Source organism: Collinsella sp. BIOML-A6, from assembly GCF_009875845.1.
In the GTDB taxonomy this organism is placed as follows: Bacteria; Actinomycetota; Coriobacteriia; order Coriobacteriales; family Coriobacteriaceae; genus Collinsella; species Collinsella aerofaciens_H.
The window spans coordinates 50904-69022 of record NZ_WWSL01000002.1 but is presented as its reverse complement, the minus strand read 5'-3'; the positions used below and the strand labels follow the sequence as shown (position 1 = coordinate 69022).

The 18119-nt window shown below is 57.9% G+C and carries 17 protein-coding genes; 4 read left to right on the top strand and 13 right to left on the bottom strand.

The annotated features are described in order from the left end of the window. The 10 genes from GT495_RS01025 to GT495_RS10700 form a co-directional block, all read right to left on the bottom strand. Positions 1-1092 (bottom strand): hypothetical protein, encoded by a 1092-nt coding sequence (locus GT495_RS01025; protein ID WP_152074322.1) that lies wholly within the window; start codon positions 1090-1092, stop codon positions 1-3. 552 nt (positions 1093-1644) lie between these two features. Beyond that, complete coding sequence (locus tag GT495_RS01020) at positions 1645-3360, bottom strand: DUF2130 domain-containing protein (RefSeq protein WP_161161718.1); 1716 nt, start codon at positions 3358-3360, stop codon at positions 1645-1647. Between the two features lie 139 nt (positions 3361-3499). Continuing rightward, the gene (locus GT495_RS01015; protein ID WP_161161719.1) at positions 3500-4264 is read right to left on the bottom strand and encodes a ChbG/HpnK family deacetylase; all 765 of its coding nucleotides are present in this window, start codon (positions 4262-4264) and stop codon (positions 3500-3502) included. Positions 4265-4342: 78 nt separating this feature from the next. After that, entirely contained in the window at positions 4343-5791 is a 1449-nt protein-coding gene (locus GT495_RS01010) for a PTS transporter subunit EIIC (protein WP_161161720.1), read from the bottom strand. Positions 5792-6132: 341 nt separating this feature from the next. Further along, a complete protein-coding gene (locus tag GT495_RS01005; protein WP_161161721.1) occupies positions 6133-6969 on the bottom strand; it encodes a PRD domain-containing protein in 837 nt (278 codons plus the stop codon). A 73-nt stretch (positions 6970-7042) separates the two neighbouring features. Further along, on the bottom strand, positions 7043-7588 hold the full coding sequence (locus GT495_RS01000; protein WP_161161722.1) for a metallophosphoesterase: 546 nt from the start codon (positions 7586-7588) through the stop codon (positions 7043-7045). A 66-nt stretch (positions 7589-7654) separates the two neighbouring features. Then, positions 7655-7834 (bottom strand): hypothetical protein, encoded by a 180-nt coding sequence (locus GT495_RS00995; RefSeq protein WP_161161723.1) that lies wholly within the window; start codon positions 7832-7834, stop codon positions 7655-7657. 246 nt (positions 7835-8080) lie between these two features. Then, positions 8081-9460 carry an aldehyde dehydrogenase gene (locus tag GT495_RS00990; RefSeq protein WP_161161724.1) on the bottom strand — a complete coding sequence of 460 codons (1380 nt, stop codon included), beginning with the start codon at positions 9458-9460 and terminating at the stop codon, positions 8081-8083. Positions 9461-9468: 8 nt separating this feature from the next. Continuing rightward, positions 9469-10536 carry an iron-containing alcohol dehydrogenase gene (locus tag GT495_RS00985; RefSeq protein ID WP_204986868.1) on the bottom strand — a complete coding sequence of 356 codons (1068 nt, stop codon included), beginning with the start codon at positions 10534-10536 and terminating at the stop codon, positions 9469-9471. Continuing rightward, a complete protein-coding gene (locus GT495_RS10700) occupies positions 10533-10679 on the bottom strand; it encodes a hypothetical protein (RefSeq protein ID WP_204986867.1) in 147 nt (48 codons plus the stop codon). Before GT495_RS10700 ends, GT495_RS00985 begins: the two co-directional genes overlap by 4 nt. A gap of 255 nt (positions 10680-10934) precedes the next feature. Between GT495_RS10700 and GT495_RS00980 the strand changes: the two genes are divergently transcribed. Then, positions 10935-11495: a ferritin family protein gene (locus tag GT495_RS00980; protein ID WP_187323865.1), complete on the top strand. Its 561-nt coding sequence runs from the start codon at positions 10935-10937 to the stop codon at positions 11493-11495. Between the two features lie 243 nt (positions 11496-11738). Here the strand turns inward: GT495_RS00980 and GT495_RS00975 are convergent, their stop codons facing one another. Then, the gene (locus GT495_RS00975) at positions 11739-12620 is read right to left on the bottom strand and encodes a hypothetical protein (RefSeq protein ID WP_161162663.1); all 882 of its coding nucleotides are present in this window, start codon (positions 12618-12620) and stop codon (positions 11739-11741) included. Between the two features lie 538 nt (positions 12621-13158). Next, positions 13159-14598: a PLP-dependent aminotransferase family protein gene (locus GT495_RS00970; protein ID WP_161161726.1), complete on the bottom strand. Its 1440-nt coding sequence runs from the start codon at positions 14596-14598 to the stop codon at positions 13159-13161. 145 nt (positions 14599-14743) lie between these two features. On the opposite strand from GT495_RS00970, the gene pdxS reads away from it, so the two are divergent. Continuing rightward, positions 14744-15634 (top strand): pyridoxal 5'-phosphate synthase lyase subunit PdxS, encoded by an 891-nt coding sequence (pdxS, locus tag GT495_RS00965; RefSeq protein ID WP_161161727.1) that lies wholly within the window; start codon positions 14744-14746, stop codon positions 15632-15634. Positions 15635-15654: 20 nt separating this feature from the next. Then, positions 15655-16242 carry a pyridoxal 5'-phosphate synthase glutaminase subunit PdxT gene (pdxT, locus tag GT495_RS00960; RefSeq protein WP_161161728.1) on the top strand — a complete coding sequence of 196 codons (588 nt, stop codon included), beginning with the start codon at positions 15655-15657 and terminating at the stop codon, positions 16240-16242. Positions 16243-16587: 345 nt separating this feature from the next. Here pdxT and GT495_RS00955 read toward each other — a convergent pair whose 3' ends face one another. Continuing rightward, complete coding sequence (locus GT495_RS00955; RefSeq protein ID WP_161161730.1) at positions 16588-17487, bottom strand: hypothetical protein; 900 nt, start codon at positions 17485-17487, stop codon at positions 16588-16590. Positions 17488-17701: 214 nt separating this feature from the next. On the opposite strand from GT495_RS00955, the gene GT495_RS00950 reads away from it, so the two are divergent. Next, the gene (locus GT495_RS00950; protein ID WP_161161731.1) at positions 17702-18112 is read left to right on the top strand and encodes a peptide deformylase; all 411 of its coding nucleotides are present in this window, start codon (positions 17702-17704) and stop codon (positions 18110-18112) included. Positions 18113-18119: the final 7 nt, after the last annotated feature.

Below are 18119 nucleotides of genomic sequence, written 5' to 3'. Positions count from 1 at the left end.
TTACTCACCATCCTTCTTCAAGAGGTCCATCGGGTTCACGGCGATCAAGAAGATGCCGATAAGGTTAACGATGGCAGCGACCCAGGCGATGGGAGCCAGCGCATAGCCGTCAAAGCCCATGACCAGGCCGAGGATGATCCAAGTGGCAAGCGGAGCGGTGAAGGTGTAGGTACCGTTGATGGCCATACCCAGGGCGGTGCCGCACATAGCGTTGGCGCGGTACCAACTCATGAAGGAGAGGTAGGCGGCGGCGCCGGAGACGGCGAAGAAGATGACGGAGGGGCCGTCGGTGAGCGCCTGGGCAACATAGGTGTAGCTCTGGGCAAGGGTGCCACCGCACACGAGGGTGAGGATCGGCAGAACGATGATCAGGTTGCCGATGCCGGAGACGAGCTGACGGATATTGATGGCGATCTGCGAGTCGATCATGCAGGTGGCGTAGCCGCCCACGCAGCCTTCGATACCCCAGCACAGGGCGGCGAGAAGAGCCAGGCCCAGACCAAGTGCCATACCCGGTGCAGCCTCGCCGGTGAGGCCGGTGCTTCCGATCATGACACCTGCGATGACGCAGATCACGATACCCGCGATAACACGGGGGCCAAGCGGCTGCTTGTAGAGGATGCGAGAGAGGATTGCGCCGATTGCGGGGTTTAGAGCCGCGATGGGCACGGCAAGGGTGCCGGCCTGAGAAAGCGCGATAACGTAGGCAGCAGAGGCAATGGGGCCGCCGATGAAGGCAGCAAGGATCACGATGCGACCGGGCTTGGAGGCGATGCAGCGACCCAGGTCGGCGATCTTGCCCTGCTTGAGGGTAACGAGCGTGGCCCAGATGGCGCTCAGGGTATCGTTGATGCCCGAGGCAATCGTAGGCAGGATGAAGACGACGACCAGGCTGGTAGATGCGAGCGCACCAAACCAATTGCCCCAGACGCCAAAGAGCTGACCACCAGTAACGAAGGCAGTGTACAGCGCGTACATTATGCTGGAGAGCGCCGCGATAGCGATGCCTTTCTTGAAGAAGCTTGCGTCGAGCGCCTTCTTCTTTTTGATCGCAAGTGCGCGATCAGTTGGAGCTGTTGCGGTTGTTTCCATGCAAGCGGTCTCCTTTCCATCATTGATCGTTTGTTGGACACAGGTGTCGACTCCCATGGCGTTCAATGACTGAAATGCTAGAAATTGACGCGGGCGTGAAAGAAAGGAATCGACCGTATGTATTCCGTGAACGGCATTAGCCTGCGTTTTTTGACCGTTTGGCGCTCATGAACGGTCAAAAACGGCCGCAAACGGCATAAGTGCTTCCATTCTCATATCATTTGTCGGCAGCAAGGTTATCGCTCACACCAAGGTGCGCGCACATTAAATCCCCCCCTGACAAACCGAAGGCTTCTCTAATGGCAGCTGAGATTCTCCCTGTTAAAAGTGATAATCGACCGCAAATCAAATGAGGATTCCCCTCACATTGCGAAGCAATTTAGAAACAATTACCTAACGTTAAAGTGTCGAAACCAGCACACAAAAAAAAGGACCGTATCGCGCACGACACGGTCCAGAACACAGCAGAAGTCCATGGGTTGTTTTGTCATATTTTTGGGACATGAAGACTGCTCCCCCGCACCCCAAAGCTGCATAGCGGCGTTGAAAAAACTAGGCTTCGCCGTCCTTTCGCATGGTCTCCACCTCGTCAAACGCCGCCTTCATAGTAGGATTACCGCGTGTGAGGCGTTTGATGGTCAAACCCTCGGCCTTCTTGTTTGCCAAGCGTAGATTGTTCTCGGAGGACAGCAACGCCTCCTTGGTTTTCTGCAGATGGCTAATCGTCTTGTCGATCTCATCGATCGCCGTTTGGAACTTGCGGCTCGCGATCTCGTAGTTGCGACCGAAATCATTCTTGAACTTTTCCATCTTGGCTTCGAAGTTCGTGACGTCGATATTCTGCTGTTTGTACTCCGCCAGCTCCTGCTTATAGCGCAGCGAACCCATGGCGGCGTTGCGAAGAAGTGTAATCATGGGAATGAAAAACTGTGGGCGAATCACGTACATCTTCTCGTAGCGATAGCTCACGTCGACTATCCCTGCGTTATAGAGCTCGCTCTCGGGCTCGAGCAGCGTGCAGAGCACCGCATACTCGCAGCCTTTCTGGCAACGATCGTGATCGAGTTTCTTAAAGAAGTCCTCGTTTTTATGCTTGGTCGCAGTCTCGTCGTTCTCGTTTTTCATCTCGAACATAATCGAAATGACCTCGTTGCCGCTCGCGTCGCACTCGCGGAAGATAAAGTCGCCCTTGGTACCCTCGGACGCATCGTTATCTTTCTCGAAATACGCGTTAGGAAACGCCGTCATGCGCAGACGGTTAAACTCGGTCTCGCAGTGCTGCTCGAGCGACTCGCCCACCATCTTGGTGGACAGGCGGACCTTCATGTCCTTAAGGCGTTCAATCTCTTCATCCTTGTAGCGAATCAGGTCATCGCTCGCGCGCTTGGCCTGCGCAAGCTCGAGCTCATGTGCCGCCTTGGCCTGCTCCTCGCGAGAATCGCGCACCGCCAGCTCGCTCGTCAGTTTGGCACGCGCCTCATCGCGCTCTCGCTCCGCCGCGGCGACCGCCTCCGACAGGTTCATTTTTGCCATCAGTTCCTGCTCGCGCAGCTGGGCACGCAGGCCCTCGGCCTCTTGCTCAGACTGTGCCTTTGCGGCGGAAAACTTCTCTTGTACCTTCGTGCGATAGTCAGCAAGCGCGCGCTCGGCCTCGCCGCGAGCGGCATCGAGCTCACGCTGCGACTCTGCCGCGGCAGCGGCAAGCGCCATCTCCTGGGCCTTGTCCGCCGCGGCAAGCCTGGCGCGCAGCTCGGCAATCTGAGCATCACGTGCAGCTAAATCGTTTTGAGCAGCATTGCGTGCCGCCGACTCGACGAGCTTGGCTTCGTCATCTTTGCGCTCCAGCTGCGCACGCAAGTTGTCGATTTCACGTTGGAGCTCGGCGTTCTCCTTTTGAGCGCCGGCACGGGCCTCAACCGCCGCGCGCTGGCTTGCGCTCTCGCGCTCTGCGGCAGCGCTCTCGAGCTTAGCGTGCAGCTCGGCAAGCTCCGCATCGCGCTTGGCGAGCTCTTGCGCCAGCTGCTGAGCTGCAGCATTCTTCTGCTCGACAAGCTGAGCATTGCGCTGAGACTCTGCCTTTTGCAAAGCAGCCGTCGAGTGTGAGCGCTCAAGTTCCAACGCCTGCTCGCCCTCGCGCTGGACTGCCTTCACACGCTCGTCCAGGTCGCGCGAGAACTCGGCATCGCGCACCTGCTTGACGATATCCGCATAGCCGGATGCATCGACCTTAAAGACTTCGCCACAATGCGGGCACTTGATCTCATTCATAGCAGCTCCTCGATGGACGCAAATTTCAACCGCCTACACTCTACCGCGCCGCACGGACAAAAAAGGCGCCGCCGCCATAATGTCAACGGCGCCAGAACCACCACAAAGGTGCCTGTCCCCTTTGCGGTGGTTTGGGCCCTTACAGGTCGCGGTAGTCGACCAGGCGAAGATCGGGTTGAGACTCGAGCCAAGCGCGCAGTTCAGGATCGATCAGCGCATCGACCTCCTTGGTACGATCGGTCGTAAGCGAGCTGTTCTCGAGGATAAAACGATCGAGATAGCCCGGGTGACACACAAAGACGACCGTCTCGCCGTCGGACATCTCGCGAACCGTCTGCATGATTGCTTCTTTAGGCTCATAGTCTGGCTTCATTGAATGCATTACCGCGCGCAGGTCGGTATCTCCGCAACGCACCACCGCCGTGGGGTCGAAGCTCGCCTTTTGCTCCTTAAGGCCCAGCTCCTGGGCAACCGCCGAGATCGCTCGGTTAAGGTTTTTGCTCATGACGGCATGGGCTTCAAAGTAGTCGGGCTCGCGACCCACAATCTCGACAAAGCGGTCATGCTGCGCACGAATCTCGATGCAGGCCTCGTCGAAGTCAATCAGTTCCTCGCCACGCTTAAAGTGCTCGCGGAAGGTACGGCTGCTATGGAACTCGCCGTTCTCGTTGAGCATGCTCGGAATGAGCGCCGGGTCGGCACACGGGTTGCCCAGGCACACGTTGGTATGCTGGCCCACCGCAATATCGGCATCCGCCACGAGCGACCACCCACGCTCGGCCTCGGGCATATTTGGCATAAGGCCCGCCGAGCGCACCAGGCCCTCGTTGACGCTACGAGCAATCCCCAGGTCGACGGCGTACGAATATCCGATATCATCGGCGCGAATAAGCAATTGCTTCATAACGACTCCAATCTATGGAAAAGGGCACTTGGAGTGCAACCAAGTGCCCTAGGTAATTATCCTGCCCAAACAGATGCCTTAAGCCTTAGCGGCAGTAGCATCTTCCTCGAGCTGCTCCTTGGTAAAGCCAAAGAGGTAGGCGATGGCGGCGGCGGCAACAACTGCGACGCCGCACGCAACGCATCCCCAGACGAGATTTGCGGTTCCGCCGGCAACAAAACCGGTGACGCACAGAATATTGGACGCGCCCAGAACATACAGCGTCACATTAGTAAGAGCTGCGATCAGGCCACCGAGAGCACCGCCGGCAACCATGGCACCCAGACAGCGGGTGTACTTAAAGCCGCAGCCATACAGTGCGGGCTCCGTCACGCCACCGACAATGCCGGAGAGCGAGAAACCAAGCATGGCGCCCTTTTCATCGGTCTCCTTAAGGCGCAGGAAGGCACCGAAGGCCATGCCCCACGTAGCGAACTGAGCGATACCGGCCGCAACCATAACGCAGGAGTCAGATCCCATCGTGAGCACCTGCACAATACCAAGGGTAAGCAGGACGTGGTGCATACCGGTCATAACCAGGAATTCCCAAAGCGCGGCAATGGCGACGAGGGAGAGGATCGTGACGATGCCGCCGGCGTTGCCAAGGCCGAACATGAAGTTGCCAACCACGCTACCCAAGATAGAGCCGATCGGAGCCAGAGCGCACAGCGACACGGGAACCATGACGGCCAGGGTGCACACGGGCACAAACACCGTAGAGAGCATGTCAGGAATGATCTTCTTCATGAACTTCTCGACGACCATGAGTACCGGCATGGACAGAACCATGGGGAGCACGGTGGAGGAATAGTTGTTCAGCTGGGCCGGCAGCACTCCGTAGACCATGGTGGTCGTTACGCCCGAATCCGCTGCAGCGTTGACCATCGTCATGAACTCAGGAGCAATGAGCACACCGCCGAGCATCATGCCGAGCGGCTGGCTGCAGCCAAGCTGCTTCGCAGCAGCCCAACCCAAATAAATGGGAAGGAAGTAATAACCGGCGTTGTAAATCCAGTTGTAGAAGAAGTTGTAGATGTCGGAATCGGCAGACCAGATACCGAGCATGCCGTCACCGCAAAGCACGGCAATGGTGCGGAACATGGCGGCGCCCATGATGATGGGGATCGTCATGACCATGGTCTTGGACAGGTAGTTGAGGGCCTTCCCGCCCGCGGTCTTAAGCGTCAGCGGCTCCTTGGCGCCGCCATCGAGGTTCTCGTCAATGGAGCCTTCACCCTTAACGCCCAACGCAATGGCGGCGTCATAGACCTTCGGCACGTTCTGGCCGATGATGACCTGATACTGGCCGCCAGACCACTGGGCACCTAATACGCCCTTGATCTTCTTAACTTCATCGTCATTGGGGATGGACTGATCCTTAAGGTTCAGACGCAGGCGGGTCATGCAGTGCGTCGCGTTCGTCACATTGGAGGCGCCGCCTACGGCAGCGAGCACATCCTCGGCAATCTTCTTGTTATCGACAGCCATGTCGAATCCCTTCTCTTCCAACTAAAAGCCCGTGGGGTTCCACAGCGTCAAGACGCGCGATTCCGCTCGCGCCTGCGCAGCGCGCGATGCCCGTTGGCAAGAGATTTGATTACATGTGATTCCCGGGTGGATCGACATGAAAAAAGCCCCGCGCACAACCGACAGAGACCCAACAATGGCCTCGGCAGAATCGGTAGTGCCTCTCGGAGCTGCGCCGTGAGTAACACCCAACACACGGCGAGTATATGCGGCAGATACGTTCTCCGCGGCTCAGATTACCGACGAACGGTAGCAAACAGTCCGCGAACGGTCACTACGACGGAAACAAAACGCCAGAGACCCTATTTATTCAAGCTTGCAGGAGCCACGCGATTCACATGCATGATCAGATAGACGAGCTCTTCTTGGGCCAATGGCTCGCCAAAGGCCTCTTGAATCAGAGCGTCGATACGATGAGCACAGCGCGATGCCGCAGGATATTGCTCCACGAGCACGTCGTAAAGACCTGAGTTCTCGGTGTCAATCGGCTCTTTCTTTGTCACGCGATCGAGCAGATAGCGCACATGCGTGGCGAAACGAGTAAAGGCAAACGACGAGCGATCGACCGTCACGCCCAACTCTTCTTGAATAATCGCAACCGTCATATCGAGGAGATGTTCCTCGTGCTGCTCGGCAAGCACGCGCCGCTCGCTCGGCCTAATCGCCGCATTGATAATCGACATGGCGATACCCGCGGCCTCACTCTGGGGCATGCGAACGGCAAAAGTTTTCTTAATGCCACGAACAGCCAGCTCGCCCAAGCGGTATTCAATGGGATGCAGCTGCTCCAGATCGCGCTTGAGCGGCAACGACACCACCATATGTTCGCGGGCGCGCTTAATGGCAAACTGGATATGATCTGCCAGCGTAATGGGCAGATTAGGACTCAATTCGTACGAAAGCTGTCCGGTCGCAATATCTGCCAGCTGAGCAGAAAACTCAAGCACCTCGGGGTCGACCTCGTCGATGAACGCCAGATACTTTGAATCGATGCCGTAAAAGGTACGCGTAATAACGTCAAGATCGACCTCATGCGGCATGTCGCCAAAACCGATGCCGCGACCCAACGCGATAAGCTGACGCCCCGCACCATCTTCACAGATGGCAGCGTTGTGATTAATGCGCTGGATAGCCCTCATGAAATCATCGCTCCTACTAAAACGCGCCGCGTAGACCATCCACACGGCGCGTTCATTCTACCTGCACTTCTAATTACAGTCCAAAGAAGCCAAGGATTTGATCACGGCTTACGGGCTTATAGTCGTTGGCGTCGAGGCCCACATCGTAGCGAAAAATGGGTCGCTCGCGATCGCGGTTGCGCGCGTTGGCGCGGTCTCCCCTGCTGTGGATATGTCCATGCAGCATGATGGCACCGCGCTCCTTGCCATTCCAGCTGAGCATGGGGTAGTGGCTCATCACCAGGCGATGACCCTTGGCATAGCCGGGAGCAATCTCCAGGTAATCGCGCACGTCTTCCCAAATCTGCGGTACGTCGGGATCTTCCCAGTCACCGTCATGGTTGCCACGGATGAGCGTCACGTTCTGGCATTCGATACGCTCGCGCAGGCGCACCGCCTCCGCCAGGGGCAAACGATAGGTAAAGTCTCCCAAGATATAGAGGCGGTCGTCCGCCGACACGCACTCATTGATGGCAGCGATGACCTTGCGGTTCATCTCCTCGACCGAATCAAACGGCCGGTCCATGTCGTGCAGGATATTCGTGTCGCCCAGGTGCAGGTCGGCGGTAAACCACATCATCGTCTATACCCTCATTTCGCAACGCGTATAAGACCTGTTTAGTATACAGACGCGACGATGAGACAGTCACCCAAAGAGCCCGCCGAACAGACCTCGGCGACGCTTGTCCTGCTTTGTCGAAGCGTCATCCCGCGCCTTCTTGCCCTGCCGCTTCTTACGGTCCTGCTCCAACTCATCGTCATCGAGCAGCATATCCCACTCAAACGGATCATCTGTCAGATCGAACAGTTCGTCGTCATCGAACATGGCTGCCTCCCTTGCAGACTAGCGAGTATCCACCACACAGTTGAGAAGTCTACGGGCCCGTGCGGACACAAATTCATCCTGTCTGCGTCTTTCAATCGTTTGCCGCAACGCTTGCAGATAAGATAGGAACACGGATGGCACCCGTGGCAGCGGGTCTTGCCAACTCCGATACACGTTTTCATCGTGAGAAGTGGCCGTCTTCGCTTACGCGGGGGCGGCTACTTTTTATCCCTATGCCATCTGTTTCTAATGCACAAACATGCGCACGAACTTGTGCTTCCAGCTTGTGTAAGGGGCATAGCGGAATGGCACGTCCAGCCACGTTGCCTTGTTCACGATGCTCTTCTTGTGGCTAAACGCATCGAAGCTCTCGCGACCATGGTACTGCCCCATGCCGCTCGCGCCCATGCCGCCAAAGCCCATATGGCTCGTAGCCAGATGCATGATGGTGTCGTTGACGCAGCCGCCGCCAAAGGGCACGTAGCGCACAAAGCGCTGCTGAACCGCGCGATCCTGGCTAAAGATATACAGGGCCAGCGGCGTCGGACGATTTGCAATAAACGCCTCGGCCTCGTCTAGGCTCTCAAACGTCAGCACCGGCAAAATGGGGCCGAAAATCTCCTCCTGCATTACGGCGTCCTCAGGTGCCACGCCGTCCAAAATCGTCGGCTCGATCTTGAGCGACGACTCGCGCGCCGTACCTCCAAGCACGACCTTATCGGGATCGATCAGCCCGCGCACGCGCGCAAAATGCTTGGCGTTGACGATATGCCCGTAATCCTCGTTGTCGAGCGGGTGCTCGCCAAACATGCGACGGACCTCCTCCTTGATGAGGCCCAACAGCTCATCGTGCACGCGCGCGTCGACCAGCAGGTAGTCGGGCGCCACGCAGGTCTGTCCCACGTTGAGCCATTTACCAAAGGCGATACGGCGTGCCGCGACCTGCAAGTTCGCCGTTGCATCCACGATGCAGGGGCTCTTTCCACCCAGCTCAAGCGTCACGGGCGTAAGGTTTTTACTTGCGCGCTCCATGACGAGCTTGCCGACCGGAACGCTACCGGTAAAGAAGATTTTGTCCCAGCATTCATCGAGCAGCGCCTCATTCTCGGCACGCCCGCCTTCGACGACCGTCACCAGGCGCGGATCAAATGTCTCTTCACAGATTTGCTTGAGAACTGCGCTGGATGCCGGAGCATAGGCGCTCGGCTTGATGACCACGGTATTGCCCGCGGCGAGGGCGCCGGCGAGTGGCTCGAGCGTCAGTAAAAACGGGTAGTTCCACGGAGCCATGATGAGTGTGACGCCATAGGGCACGGCTTGCGTCTTGCACACACTCACGGCGTTGGCGAGGTCACACGGACGCAAGTAGGCACGGCTCCATCGGGCCACATGCGCAATCTGATGGCGAATCTCGGAAAGCGACGTGCCGATCTCGCACATATACGCCTCGTCATGCGACTTACCCAAATCGGTCTTGAGCGCATGGGCGATATCGCCCTCGTGCGCACGAACCGCATCGCGCAGGCGCACCAGTGCGCGGCGGCGAGCATCGACATCAAACGTGGCGTGCGTCTTAAAGTAGGCGCGCTGATCGGCAACGACGCGCGCGATCTCCTCGGTGTTCATGGGCCCTCCTAGTTCTCGCCCTCAAACATACCACCCGCGACGACCGCGTACATATGCTCGAGCTCCAAGCGGTCCATCAAAAGTGGAACGGGGTATAGCGGATTGGCCTCGGCATCGGCATGGGCCGCCATTTGCGGAATATCGGAGCGGCGAATACCCAAGACATATTTGGGAATTCCCAGGGCCTCATTCATGCGGTCGACCCAATCGATAAAGGCCTCGGCCGCCAGGCTGTCCTGCGCGTTATCCGGCGCGATACCGGCCATGCGGGCGAGATCGGCGAGTTTAGGAGCAGCAGCTTCGCCATAGGCGCGAAGCATATGCGGCAGGATGATAGCGTTGGCCAAGCCGTGCGGAATCCTGTAACGCCCGCCCAAGCTGTGTGCGATGGCATGCACATATCCAACATAGGAGCGCGTAAAGGCAACACCCGCCTTATACGCCGCCGAAAGCATATTGCGGCGCGCACGCATGTCGTCACCATGTTCATAGGCCTCGAGCAAATTGTCGCGGATGAGCTGGACCGCCTGACGCGCCATCTTGCGCGTGTAGGGCGTGGTGCTTCGCCCGATAAAAGCCTCGACGGCATGCGTCAGGGCGTCCATGCCCGTCTGCCCCGTAATGGAGGCGGGCAGGCCGCGCGTAAACTCGGGGTCGTGGACCGCAAAACGCGGAATGAGCACAAAGTCGTTAATGGGAAATTTATAGTGCGTCTCATCATCGGTGATAACCGCCGCGAGCGTGACTTCGCTTCCCGTACCAGCGGTAGTGGGAACCGCAACAAGCAGCGGCAGGAGACGGTGGACGCGCAACAGGCCGCGCATCTTGTTGATGGTCTTGTTTGGCTGCGCAATGCACGCCCCCACGCCTTTGGCACAGTCCATAGCCGAACCGCCGCCAAAACCGATAATGGCCCGGCAGGCGCCCTCGCGATACAGCGCCGCCGCTTCCTCCACATTCGAGACCGTGGGGTTCGCACGCGTTTCAGCATAGACCGTAACGCCAATCCCCTGAGCCGTAAGCGCGCGCTCGAGTGATGCTGTGAGCCCCAAACGTGCAATACCAGGGTCTGTCACTTCTGGATCGAGCTCTTTTGAAGCACCGCGGGCACATCCTCGGCATGATCCAAAATGCGCGGCTCGGTATAGGGCAGGATCGGCAATGCAATGCGAAAAACCGTCCGATATGTTCGGCACCAGGCACGACGGTCTAGATGCATAGAGGAAACTCCTTTATTTGTTGATAGGTCAACATTTTGCTCGACCGATTGTGCTCATCGGCGTCCGTATATAGCTTGCCAACCGTTAATCAATCAACATCTTCATATGCTTAAAATTGTTTTATTAAAAATCATTCCTAATAGGCTTCACTTTCAGTCTCATTTATGGATAATAGAACTCGTTAAGACGCACGTCCGGAGAGGGCCCTTATGGGACCGGGCGAGCGCACCATCGCCATCGATCGAAGGGATCGAATCATGAAATTTGTTTGCCCCGTTTGCGGTTATGTTGAAGAGTATGACGGCGACCAGCTGCCCGAGGATTTTAAGTGCCCCCAGTGCGGCGTTCCCGGTTCCCGCTTCCTGAAGCAGGATGAGGGTGGCTTTACTTGGGCTGCCGAGCACGTTGTGGGCGTTGCCAAGGAGGGCGTGCCCGAGGACATCGTCGCCGACCTGCGCGCCAACTTTGAGGGCGAGTGCTCCGAGGTCGGTATGTACCTGGCCATGGCCCGCGTCGCTCATCGCGAGGGTTATCCCGAGGTTGGCCTTTATTACGAGAAGGCAGCCCATGAGGAGGCCGAGCACGCCGCCAAGTTCGCTGAGCTCCTGGGCGAGGTCGTGACCGACTCCACCAAGAAGAACCTCGAGATGCGCGTTGAGGCCGAGAATGGCGCCACCGCTGGTAAGACCGATCTCGCCAAGCGCGCCAAAGCTGCCAACCTCGATGCCATCCACGACACCGTCCACGAGATGGCTCGCGACGAGGCTCGTCACGGCAAGGCCTTCGAGGGCCTGCTGAAGCGCTACTTTGGCTAAGCCAGCCGCCTGAGAGATAATCTCTAGCTCAAAAAAGGCCCGGACCACATGGTCCGGGCCTTTTTCGTGCCTCACAAAACATGTTAACGCCATGAAATAGGACCACCTTAGGCCTCGGCTTCTCATCAAAAACTAAGTGAGTAGACTTTTTGGAACTTTCCGAGCAGACCATCCATATTGCTTTATAAAGTCGCAGGTAAATGACTTGCTGCAAACCGGCCCGGTCGCCATCACGCCAAAAGTCTACTCACTTAGTTCCGCGGCCGTCCACGATTGAGCCTTTTTAAATCTAACGGGCATCTTTTCGCCGATTTCTCCCAGTTTTGACCAGTCCACGAATAGCTCAGACCGGAGTAATGCCTCGGCCCTTTGCTCATCCGAGCTTTTGTCACGATATTCAACATCGAGCATCCTGCATACGGCCTTAACGATCGCGCGGAATCTATCCTCATCGGATATCTGTCTGTGCGTCAGGAGAAGTACATCATAGCCCATGGCCTGAAGGGCCGTCATGCGGTCAGCGTCACGCAAACCATCCCCTGCGCGTCCGTGCGAGGCCTTTCCCTGACATTCAATGGCCACCTGTCGCCTGCCGTCCGGCGAAGAAAGAAGTAGGTCGATATACACACGCGACTTTCCCACAATTGCTCGAGCACTTGTGCTTAGCGCCACTTCGACATTGAGTTCTATGCCACAAAACCCTTCGCCTCCCAGGGATCGCGACAGTCCAAACAACAAATACGCCTCAACCTCAAAAGGCGATGCGGCACCCAATGGAACGAGATGCGATACCGCCATAAATCGATTGCCGTAACGCATCCCGCAAACATCTGAACAAAAACGGTCAAGGTCGCCGCCCAAAACCAAAGCGTCTCGACGCCATAAATTTGAGGCGGTACCGTCCTCGGACGGACAGCGCGACCAGCCCAGCGTTGTCGAAATCGCGCCCGAATCAATTGCACGCGAAAGCTCCGCCTCAAGCGCCGCCGGCAGAGCGCACACCGCAAACAAGCCGCACATTTCCGCCAATACCAAAAGAAGCTGAAGATCCGTCAGATGCCGCGACATGATGAATGCCGTCAGTAGAGGAGACGTAACTAAGAACCCATGCTCCGTTTCCAGCACGGATTCCCTAGGGAGCTCACCAAGAAACAGCCGCTGCCTCATGCTGACAGAGCATGTCCGCTTGCTTCTCGTCCGAACCAATGTATACAGCGGAAAGCCAAGCACAACCGCAGCCGTCGGGTTACGGGAGAGGTCATATCGCTGCCGGTCTTCTTCTGGTCGTGGAAGCGGCGGACACAAAGCGCGGACTTGAGGGGGCAAACGCCAGTACCTAAAAGCCGATATGTCACAAAGTAGATCCTTCATAGGCACAGGAAAACACGGATTTCAACACAGCCGGTCTCGCTATGGCGCGAACGCAGCGAAAATGGCGTCGAACGGACTGTCAAGTTTTCAACAGCCCTCCCCAACTGACCAAAAGCTTGCCAAGAACTGGACGGGACCCTGTTGAAAACCCCATTTTTTTCTCGTGCGGAAGCTTTGCGCAGCAAGTGAGTAGACTTTTTGGAACATCCCAAGCAGATCGGTCATCCTGCTTTTCAAAACCACAGGTAGATAGCTTGTTACAAAACTGCCTGGTCGCTAAAGCGTCAAAAGTCTACTCACTTAGATTGCAGGGCGCCCCCATAAGCTGCAATTCCAGGGTATTTAGCACTTTTGGACTCAGATCGTCATACTGAACAATTATTTGAGTCGGGTTTTCATGGACAGATGCGCCGCCGGCACACCAAAAACAGTCACTGATATCGATAAAAGGGATACCCGACCGCGTGAGGGCTCGCGCAAAAGAGCTTCCGCCCACTCCGCGCCCCCCAACCACGGTGCAGTAAAGGCCTGCGTCTGCATGCTCGATCGAGACCTCCCCCGCCGGAAACGCTTTCCGTACAAGTGCCGCCAGCCCATCGCGCGCGTCGCGAGCACGAACGCGCACACGGTTCACATGCCGCTCGTAATCACCCGATTCCAGCAAACGCGCCAAAGCGACCTGGTCAACAGAGCTCACCGACGAGGCGTAAAAACCAAGGTTGCGCCTAAACCGCTCCATCAGCTCATCGGGCAACACCATATACGCCAAACGCAATGCCGATGACAGGCTCTTCGAGAACGTGTTGGTGTAGATAACCGACTGAGCGGCATCGATTGATGCGAGCGCAGGAATCGGCTTGCCGGCAAGGCGAAACTCACAATCAAAGTCATCTTCGATGAGATACCGACCTGATCGCTCGGCGGCCCAGCTCAGCAGCGCATAGCGACGCGCAATGCTCGTCACAAGACCGGTCGGATACTGATGGGACGGCATCAGGTGAAGGACGTCGGCCCCGGTTTTCTGCAGAGCGCTCAGGTCCACGCCGTCATCATCCAACGGGATATGTCGTACTTGGCAGCCCATAGCCTGATAGATGCGCGTCAGGCGCAAATAGCCCGGGTCCTCAACGGCATACACCTTGTCCGCGCCAAGCAACTGAACCAACATGGTATCGAGCAGCTGAGCGCCCGCACCGATAACGATGTTGTCGGGGTCGACATTCATGCCCCTTGTCCCGCGCAGATGGTGAGCAATTGCGCGTCGTAGCCGAGCGGTGCCCTGTGCCGGCGCGGTCGAAAAGATTTCGCATTCGTCTTCGGATGCCAGCGTCGCCCGTAGCGCGCTTTGCCAAAGCCGCGCCGCCTCCAAAGCGGAAGGAGAAAGTGTATCGAATTGCTCGACCCGTCCGTTGACATCATGCGCGCTGGGGCCCACAGAGACGGCATCTCGATCGATACTCCCCGTAGCCAAAGGCAAAACCGGTGCATCCGGAAGCTCGCAAGCGTAGTAGCCACGCCGCGGCATTGAACAAATATAGCCCTCGGCAAGTAACTGGCTATATGCATTCTCGATAGTAATGACACTGATTCCCAGATGACTGGCAAAGGCGCGCTTAGACGGCAGATGCTCTCCCGCCGCAATGCGCCCAGCAACGATATCATCTCGAATTTGCTGGTAAACATACTCATAGAGCGATGCCTCGCCGCGTTGTTCCAAATTATAGTCAAGCATGAGTTTGTCACCTGATCTTATCGAGTCATTCAATCTGGCATTAGTCTGACCTTATTATTATCTCGAAAACTGAGTATTTCGCCATACCCAGCTCCCCGATAGGATGTTCCGTCAAGCAATGCACATGCCAACCAAGGGAGCAACCATGGCAGAACAGACCAGCAAGGCCGATCGCGTCAAACTCAACCGCGAGCTTGCGCAGATGCTCAAGGGCGGCGTCATCATGGACGTCACCACGCCCGAGCAGGCACGCATCGCCGAGGAGGCAGGCGCCTGCGCCGTCATGGCTCTCGAGCGCATCCCGGCCGACATCCGCGCCGCCGGCGGCGTGTCGCGCATGAGTGACCCCAAGATGATCAAGGGCATTCAAGAGGCCGTCTCCATCCCCGTCATGGCCAAGTGCCGCATCGGCCACATCGTCGAGGCGCAGGTCCTACAGGCCATCGAGATCGATTACATCGACGAATCCGAGGTTCTTTCCCCCGCCGACGATGTCTACCACATCGACAAGACCCAGTTTGACGTCCCGTTTGTCTGCGGTGCCCGCGACCTGGGCGAGGCGCTGCGCCGCGTCGCCGAAGGCGCCACGATGATCCGCACCAAGGGCGAGCCGGGCACGGGCGACGTGGTCCAGGCCGTGCGCCACATGCGCAAGATCCAAAAGCAGATCCGCGACGTAGTTGCCCTACGTGACGACGAGCTCTTTGAGGCAGCCAAGCAACTGCAGGTTCCGGTCGAGCTGGTGCGCGAGGTCCATGCCACGGGCAAGCTTCCCGTCGTGAACTTTGCTGCCGGTGGAGTCGCGACCCCCGCCGATGCCGCGCTGATGATGCAGCTGGGCGCCAAAGGCGTCTTTGTCGGATCGGGCATCTTTAAGAGCGGCGACCCGGCCAAGCGCGCGGCCGCCATCGTCAAGGCCGTGGCAAACTTCACCGACGCCAAGCTCATCGCTGAGCTTTCGGAGGATCTAGGCGAGGCCATGGTGGGCATCAACGCCGACGAGATCGAGATCATCATGGAGGAGCGCGGACGCTAGTCCAGCAGAAAGGATCGCACATGAGCGATTACGCAGACCAGACGGTCGCCGTGCTGGCGGTCCAAGGTGCTTTTGCCGAGCACGAGGCGAGGCTGTCCGAACTGGGCGCACGTTGTATTGAGCTGAGGCAGGCGGCTGATTTGAAGCAGGACTTTGACCGTCTGGTACTTCCCGGCGGCGAGTCTACCGTTCAAGGGAAGCTGCTTGATGAGTTGGGCATGCTCGAGGAGCTTCGTGCCCGCATCGCTGAAGGCATGCCCGTCCTGGGCACCTGCGCCGGCCTGATTCTGCTGGCTCACGACCTTGCCGCCCACGACGATAAGGGCACGCCGCGTTTGGCAACCATGGATGTACTTGTCGAGCGCAATGCCTACGGCAGGCAGCTCGGCAGCTTTCGAACCAAGGGGCAGGTAGCCGGCATCGATGGTGAAGCGCCGCTGACATTTATCCGCGCGCCCCGCATCGTCGAGGTCCACGGCGACGCCAAGGCCTTAGCGAAAGTCGACGGGCGCATCGTCGCCGCCCGTCAGGGCAGCCAGCTCGGCGTAACCTTCCACCCCGAACTCGACGAGGATACCCGCCTCCACGAACTGTTCCTACAAATATAGGAAGAACAGAAACGAGAGTGGATACTCTCGTTCTATTTAGTCGTTGGGGACGTTCTTAAACGACTAGTCAAACAAGAACGTCCCCAACGACTACATTGCGATAGACGACCACGTTTGCCCAGATAAAACCGACCAAAATGAACCTGTCCCTTTTTGGCAGGTTTCGACCAAGACAACGCCGATACTTTGGTACCGACAGCGAAACCCGCCAGAGCGAGCAAGGTGCCTTGAAGCGAAGCGGCATTGACCTTCTGGTCATGCCGCTGAAGCTGAAAGGCAGATTGCCGCTCTGGCGGGTTTGCAGCGTCAACTAGTTACGCGGTTTGGTAAAACCGCGTAACCCAATTAGAAGCGGTTGCCGCGGAAGCCGCCGCCGTTGCGCCCGCCACGGTCGCCACCGCGGCCGCCGCGGTCGTTACCACGGTTGCCGCCGAAGCCGCCACGGCTGCCGCCGCGGTCGCCATAGCCACCACGGTTACCGCCAAAGCCGCCGCGACCGCCACGGTCACCAAAGCCGCCACGGCCGCCGCGATCGCCACCGCGACTGCCACGGTCACCACCACGGCCACCACGATCGCCAAAGCCGCCGCGGCCACCACGGTCGCCGCCACGGCCACCACGGTCGTCACGGCCGCCGCGAGGACCGCGGTCCTCGTCCAGGCCCATGGCGACGAGCGGAGCGATAACCTTATCGAGAGCGGCCATCAGCTCGGTGGCCTCCTCATAAGAAAGCTCGGGCAGGAGCTTCTCCTTCTTGTTGGCAAGCTCGACCAGACCCTCAGCGGCATCCTCGGCAGCGAAGACGACAATCTTGCGCATATCGCCCTCGGCGTCGTCGATACGGCCGACCAGATCGGCAGCCTCGGCCTCGGCCATCAGGCCATCGAGCTCACGAAGGCGCATGCCCAGCAGGTCGGACATTTCCTTCTGCTCCATCTTGGGCTTGAGGTCAAGAAGCTTGATGGCGCGCTCGATGTTCGCCATGCGCTCGGCCTTGGCCTCCTCCTCCTTGGAAATAGCAAAGCGACGGCTACGCAGCAGGCGGGCGGCCTTCTGCATCTTGTCCATCAGCTCTTCGTCATCGTAATCAACGGTGGCCTCGACAACCTCGGCCTCCTCCTCGGCGGAAACCTCGTCAGCAGCCTCAACCTCGGCAGCTTCGGTCTCCACGGTCTCGACTGCCTCGACCTCGGCAGCCATGGTCTCGTTCTCGGTCTCGTTCATGATCTCTTCGTTCTCGGACATGAGACTCCTTCTTGGCCCTTTCGGGCATCATCGCCCCATTCGCGGGGCCCGTCGCGCACTCTTTGCGCTTTAAACATTCATGCCTCTCGGCAAAACGTCCATTAGTTTATGGTCTCGCCCGCCAATCTAGCTGCAGAATCTATGTGCACACATTAATGCGACATGTCGCGGTATCATGACCTGAACCAAACGTGTCCACCTTAAGGAGCCCGCCATGATTAAGCCCATCATGAAATCCGAGTTCTTTTTACGCCTGCCTTCCGAAGACGCGGGCCCCGATGACGCCGTGACCGGGCAGGACCTCCTGGATACGCTCCACGAGCATGAGCACGAGTGCGTGGGCCTCGCCGCCAACATGATCGGCGTGCGCAAACGCATCATCTGCATAAAAGATGGCAACAGGGAGCTCCTGATGTACAACCCTCAAATTCTTGAGCAGGTCAACGCCTATCGGACGAGCGAAGGATGCCTCTCGCTGACCGGCGAGCGTCCCTGCACCCGCTATCTCCGCATTAAGGTTGAGTATTTGGACGAAAACTTCGTCCACCGCATCAAAAACTTCTCGGGCTACACCGCCGAGATCATCCAACACGAAATCGACCACTGCAACGGGATCGTTATTTAGACAGCCA

Excerpts from the sequence above, each read along its gene's own strand:
- GT495_RS01025 (WP_152074322.1), bottom strand. The coding sequence starts at position 1,092 with ATGGAAACAACCGCAACAGCTCCAACTGATCGCGCACTTGCGATCAAA.
- GT495_RS01020 (WP_161161718.1), bottom strand. The coding sequence starts at position 3,360 with ATGAATGAGATCAAGTGCCCGCATTGTGGCGAAGTCTTTAAGGTCGAT.
- GT495_RS01015 (WP_161161719.1), bottom strand. The coding sequence starts at position 4,264 with ATGAAGCAATTGCTTATTCGCGCCGATGATATCGGATATTCGTACGCC.
- GT495_RS01010 (WP_161161720.1), bottom strand. The coding sequence starts at position 5,791 with ATGGCTGTCGATAACAAGAAGATTGCCGAGGATGTGCTCGCTGCCGTA.
- GT495_RS01005 (WP_161161721.1), bottom strand. The coding sequence starts at position 6,969 with ATGAGGGCTATCCAGCGCATTAATCACAACGCTGCCATCTGTGAAGAT.
- GT495_RS01000 (WP_161161722.1), bottom strand. The coding sequence starts at position 7,588 with ATGATGTGGTTTACCGCCGACCTGCACCTGGGCGACACGAATATCCTG.
- GT495_RS00995 (WP_161161723.1), bottom strand. The coding sequence starts at position 7,834 with ATGTTCGATGACGACGAACTGTTCGATCTGACAGATGATCCGTTTGAG.
- GT495_RS00990 (WP_161161724.1), bottom strand. The coding sequence starts at position 9,460 with ATGAACACCGAGGAGATCGCGCGCGTCGTTGCCGATCAGCGCGCCTAC.
- GT495_RS10700 (WP_204986867.1), bottom strand. The coding sequence starts at position 10,679 with ATGCATCTAGACCGTCGTGCCTGGTGCCGAACATATCGGACGGTTTTT.
- GT495_RS00970 (WP_161161726.1), bottom strand. The coding sequence starts at position 14,598 with ATGCTTGACTATAATTTGGAACAACGCGGCGAGGCATCGCTCTATGAG.
- pdxS (WP_161161727.1), top strand. The coding sequence starts at position 14,744 with ATGGCAGAACAGACCAGCAAGGCCGATCGCGTCAAACTCAACCGCGAG.
- pdxT (WP_161161728.1), top strand. The coding sequence starts at position 15,655 with ATGAGCGATTACGCAGACCAGACGGTCGCCGTGCTGGCGGTCCAAGGT.
- GT495_RS00955 (WP_161161730.1), bottom strand. The coding sequence starts at position 17,487 with ATGTCCGAGAACGAAGAGATCATGAACGAGACCGAGAACGAGACCATG.
- GT495_RS00950 (WP_161161731.1), top strand. The coding sequence starts at position 17,702 with ATGATTAAGCCCATCATGAAATCCGAGTTCTTTTTACGCCTGCCTTCC.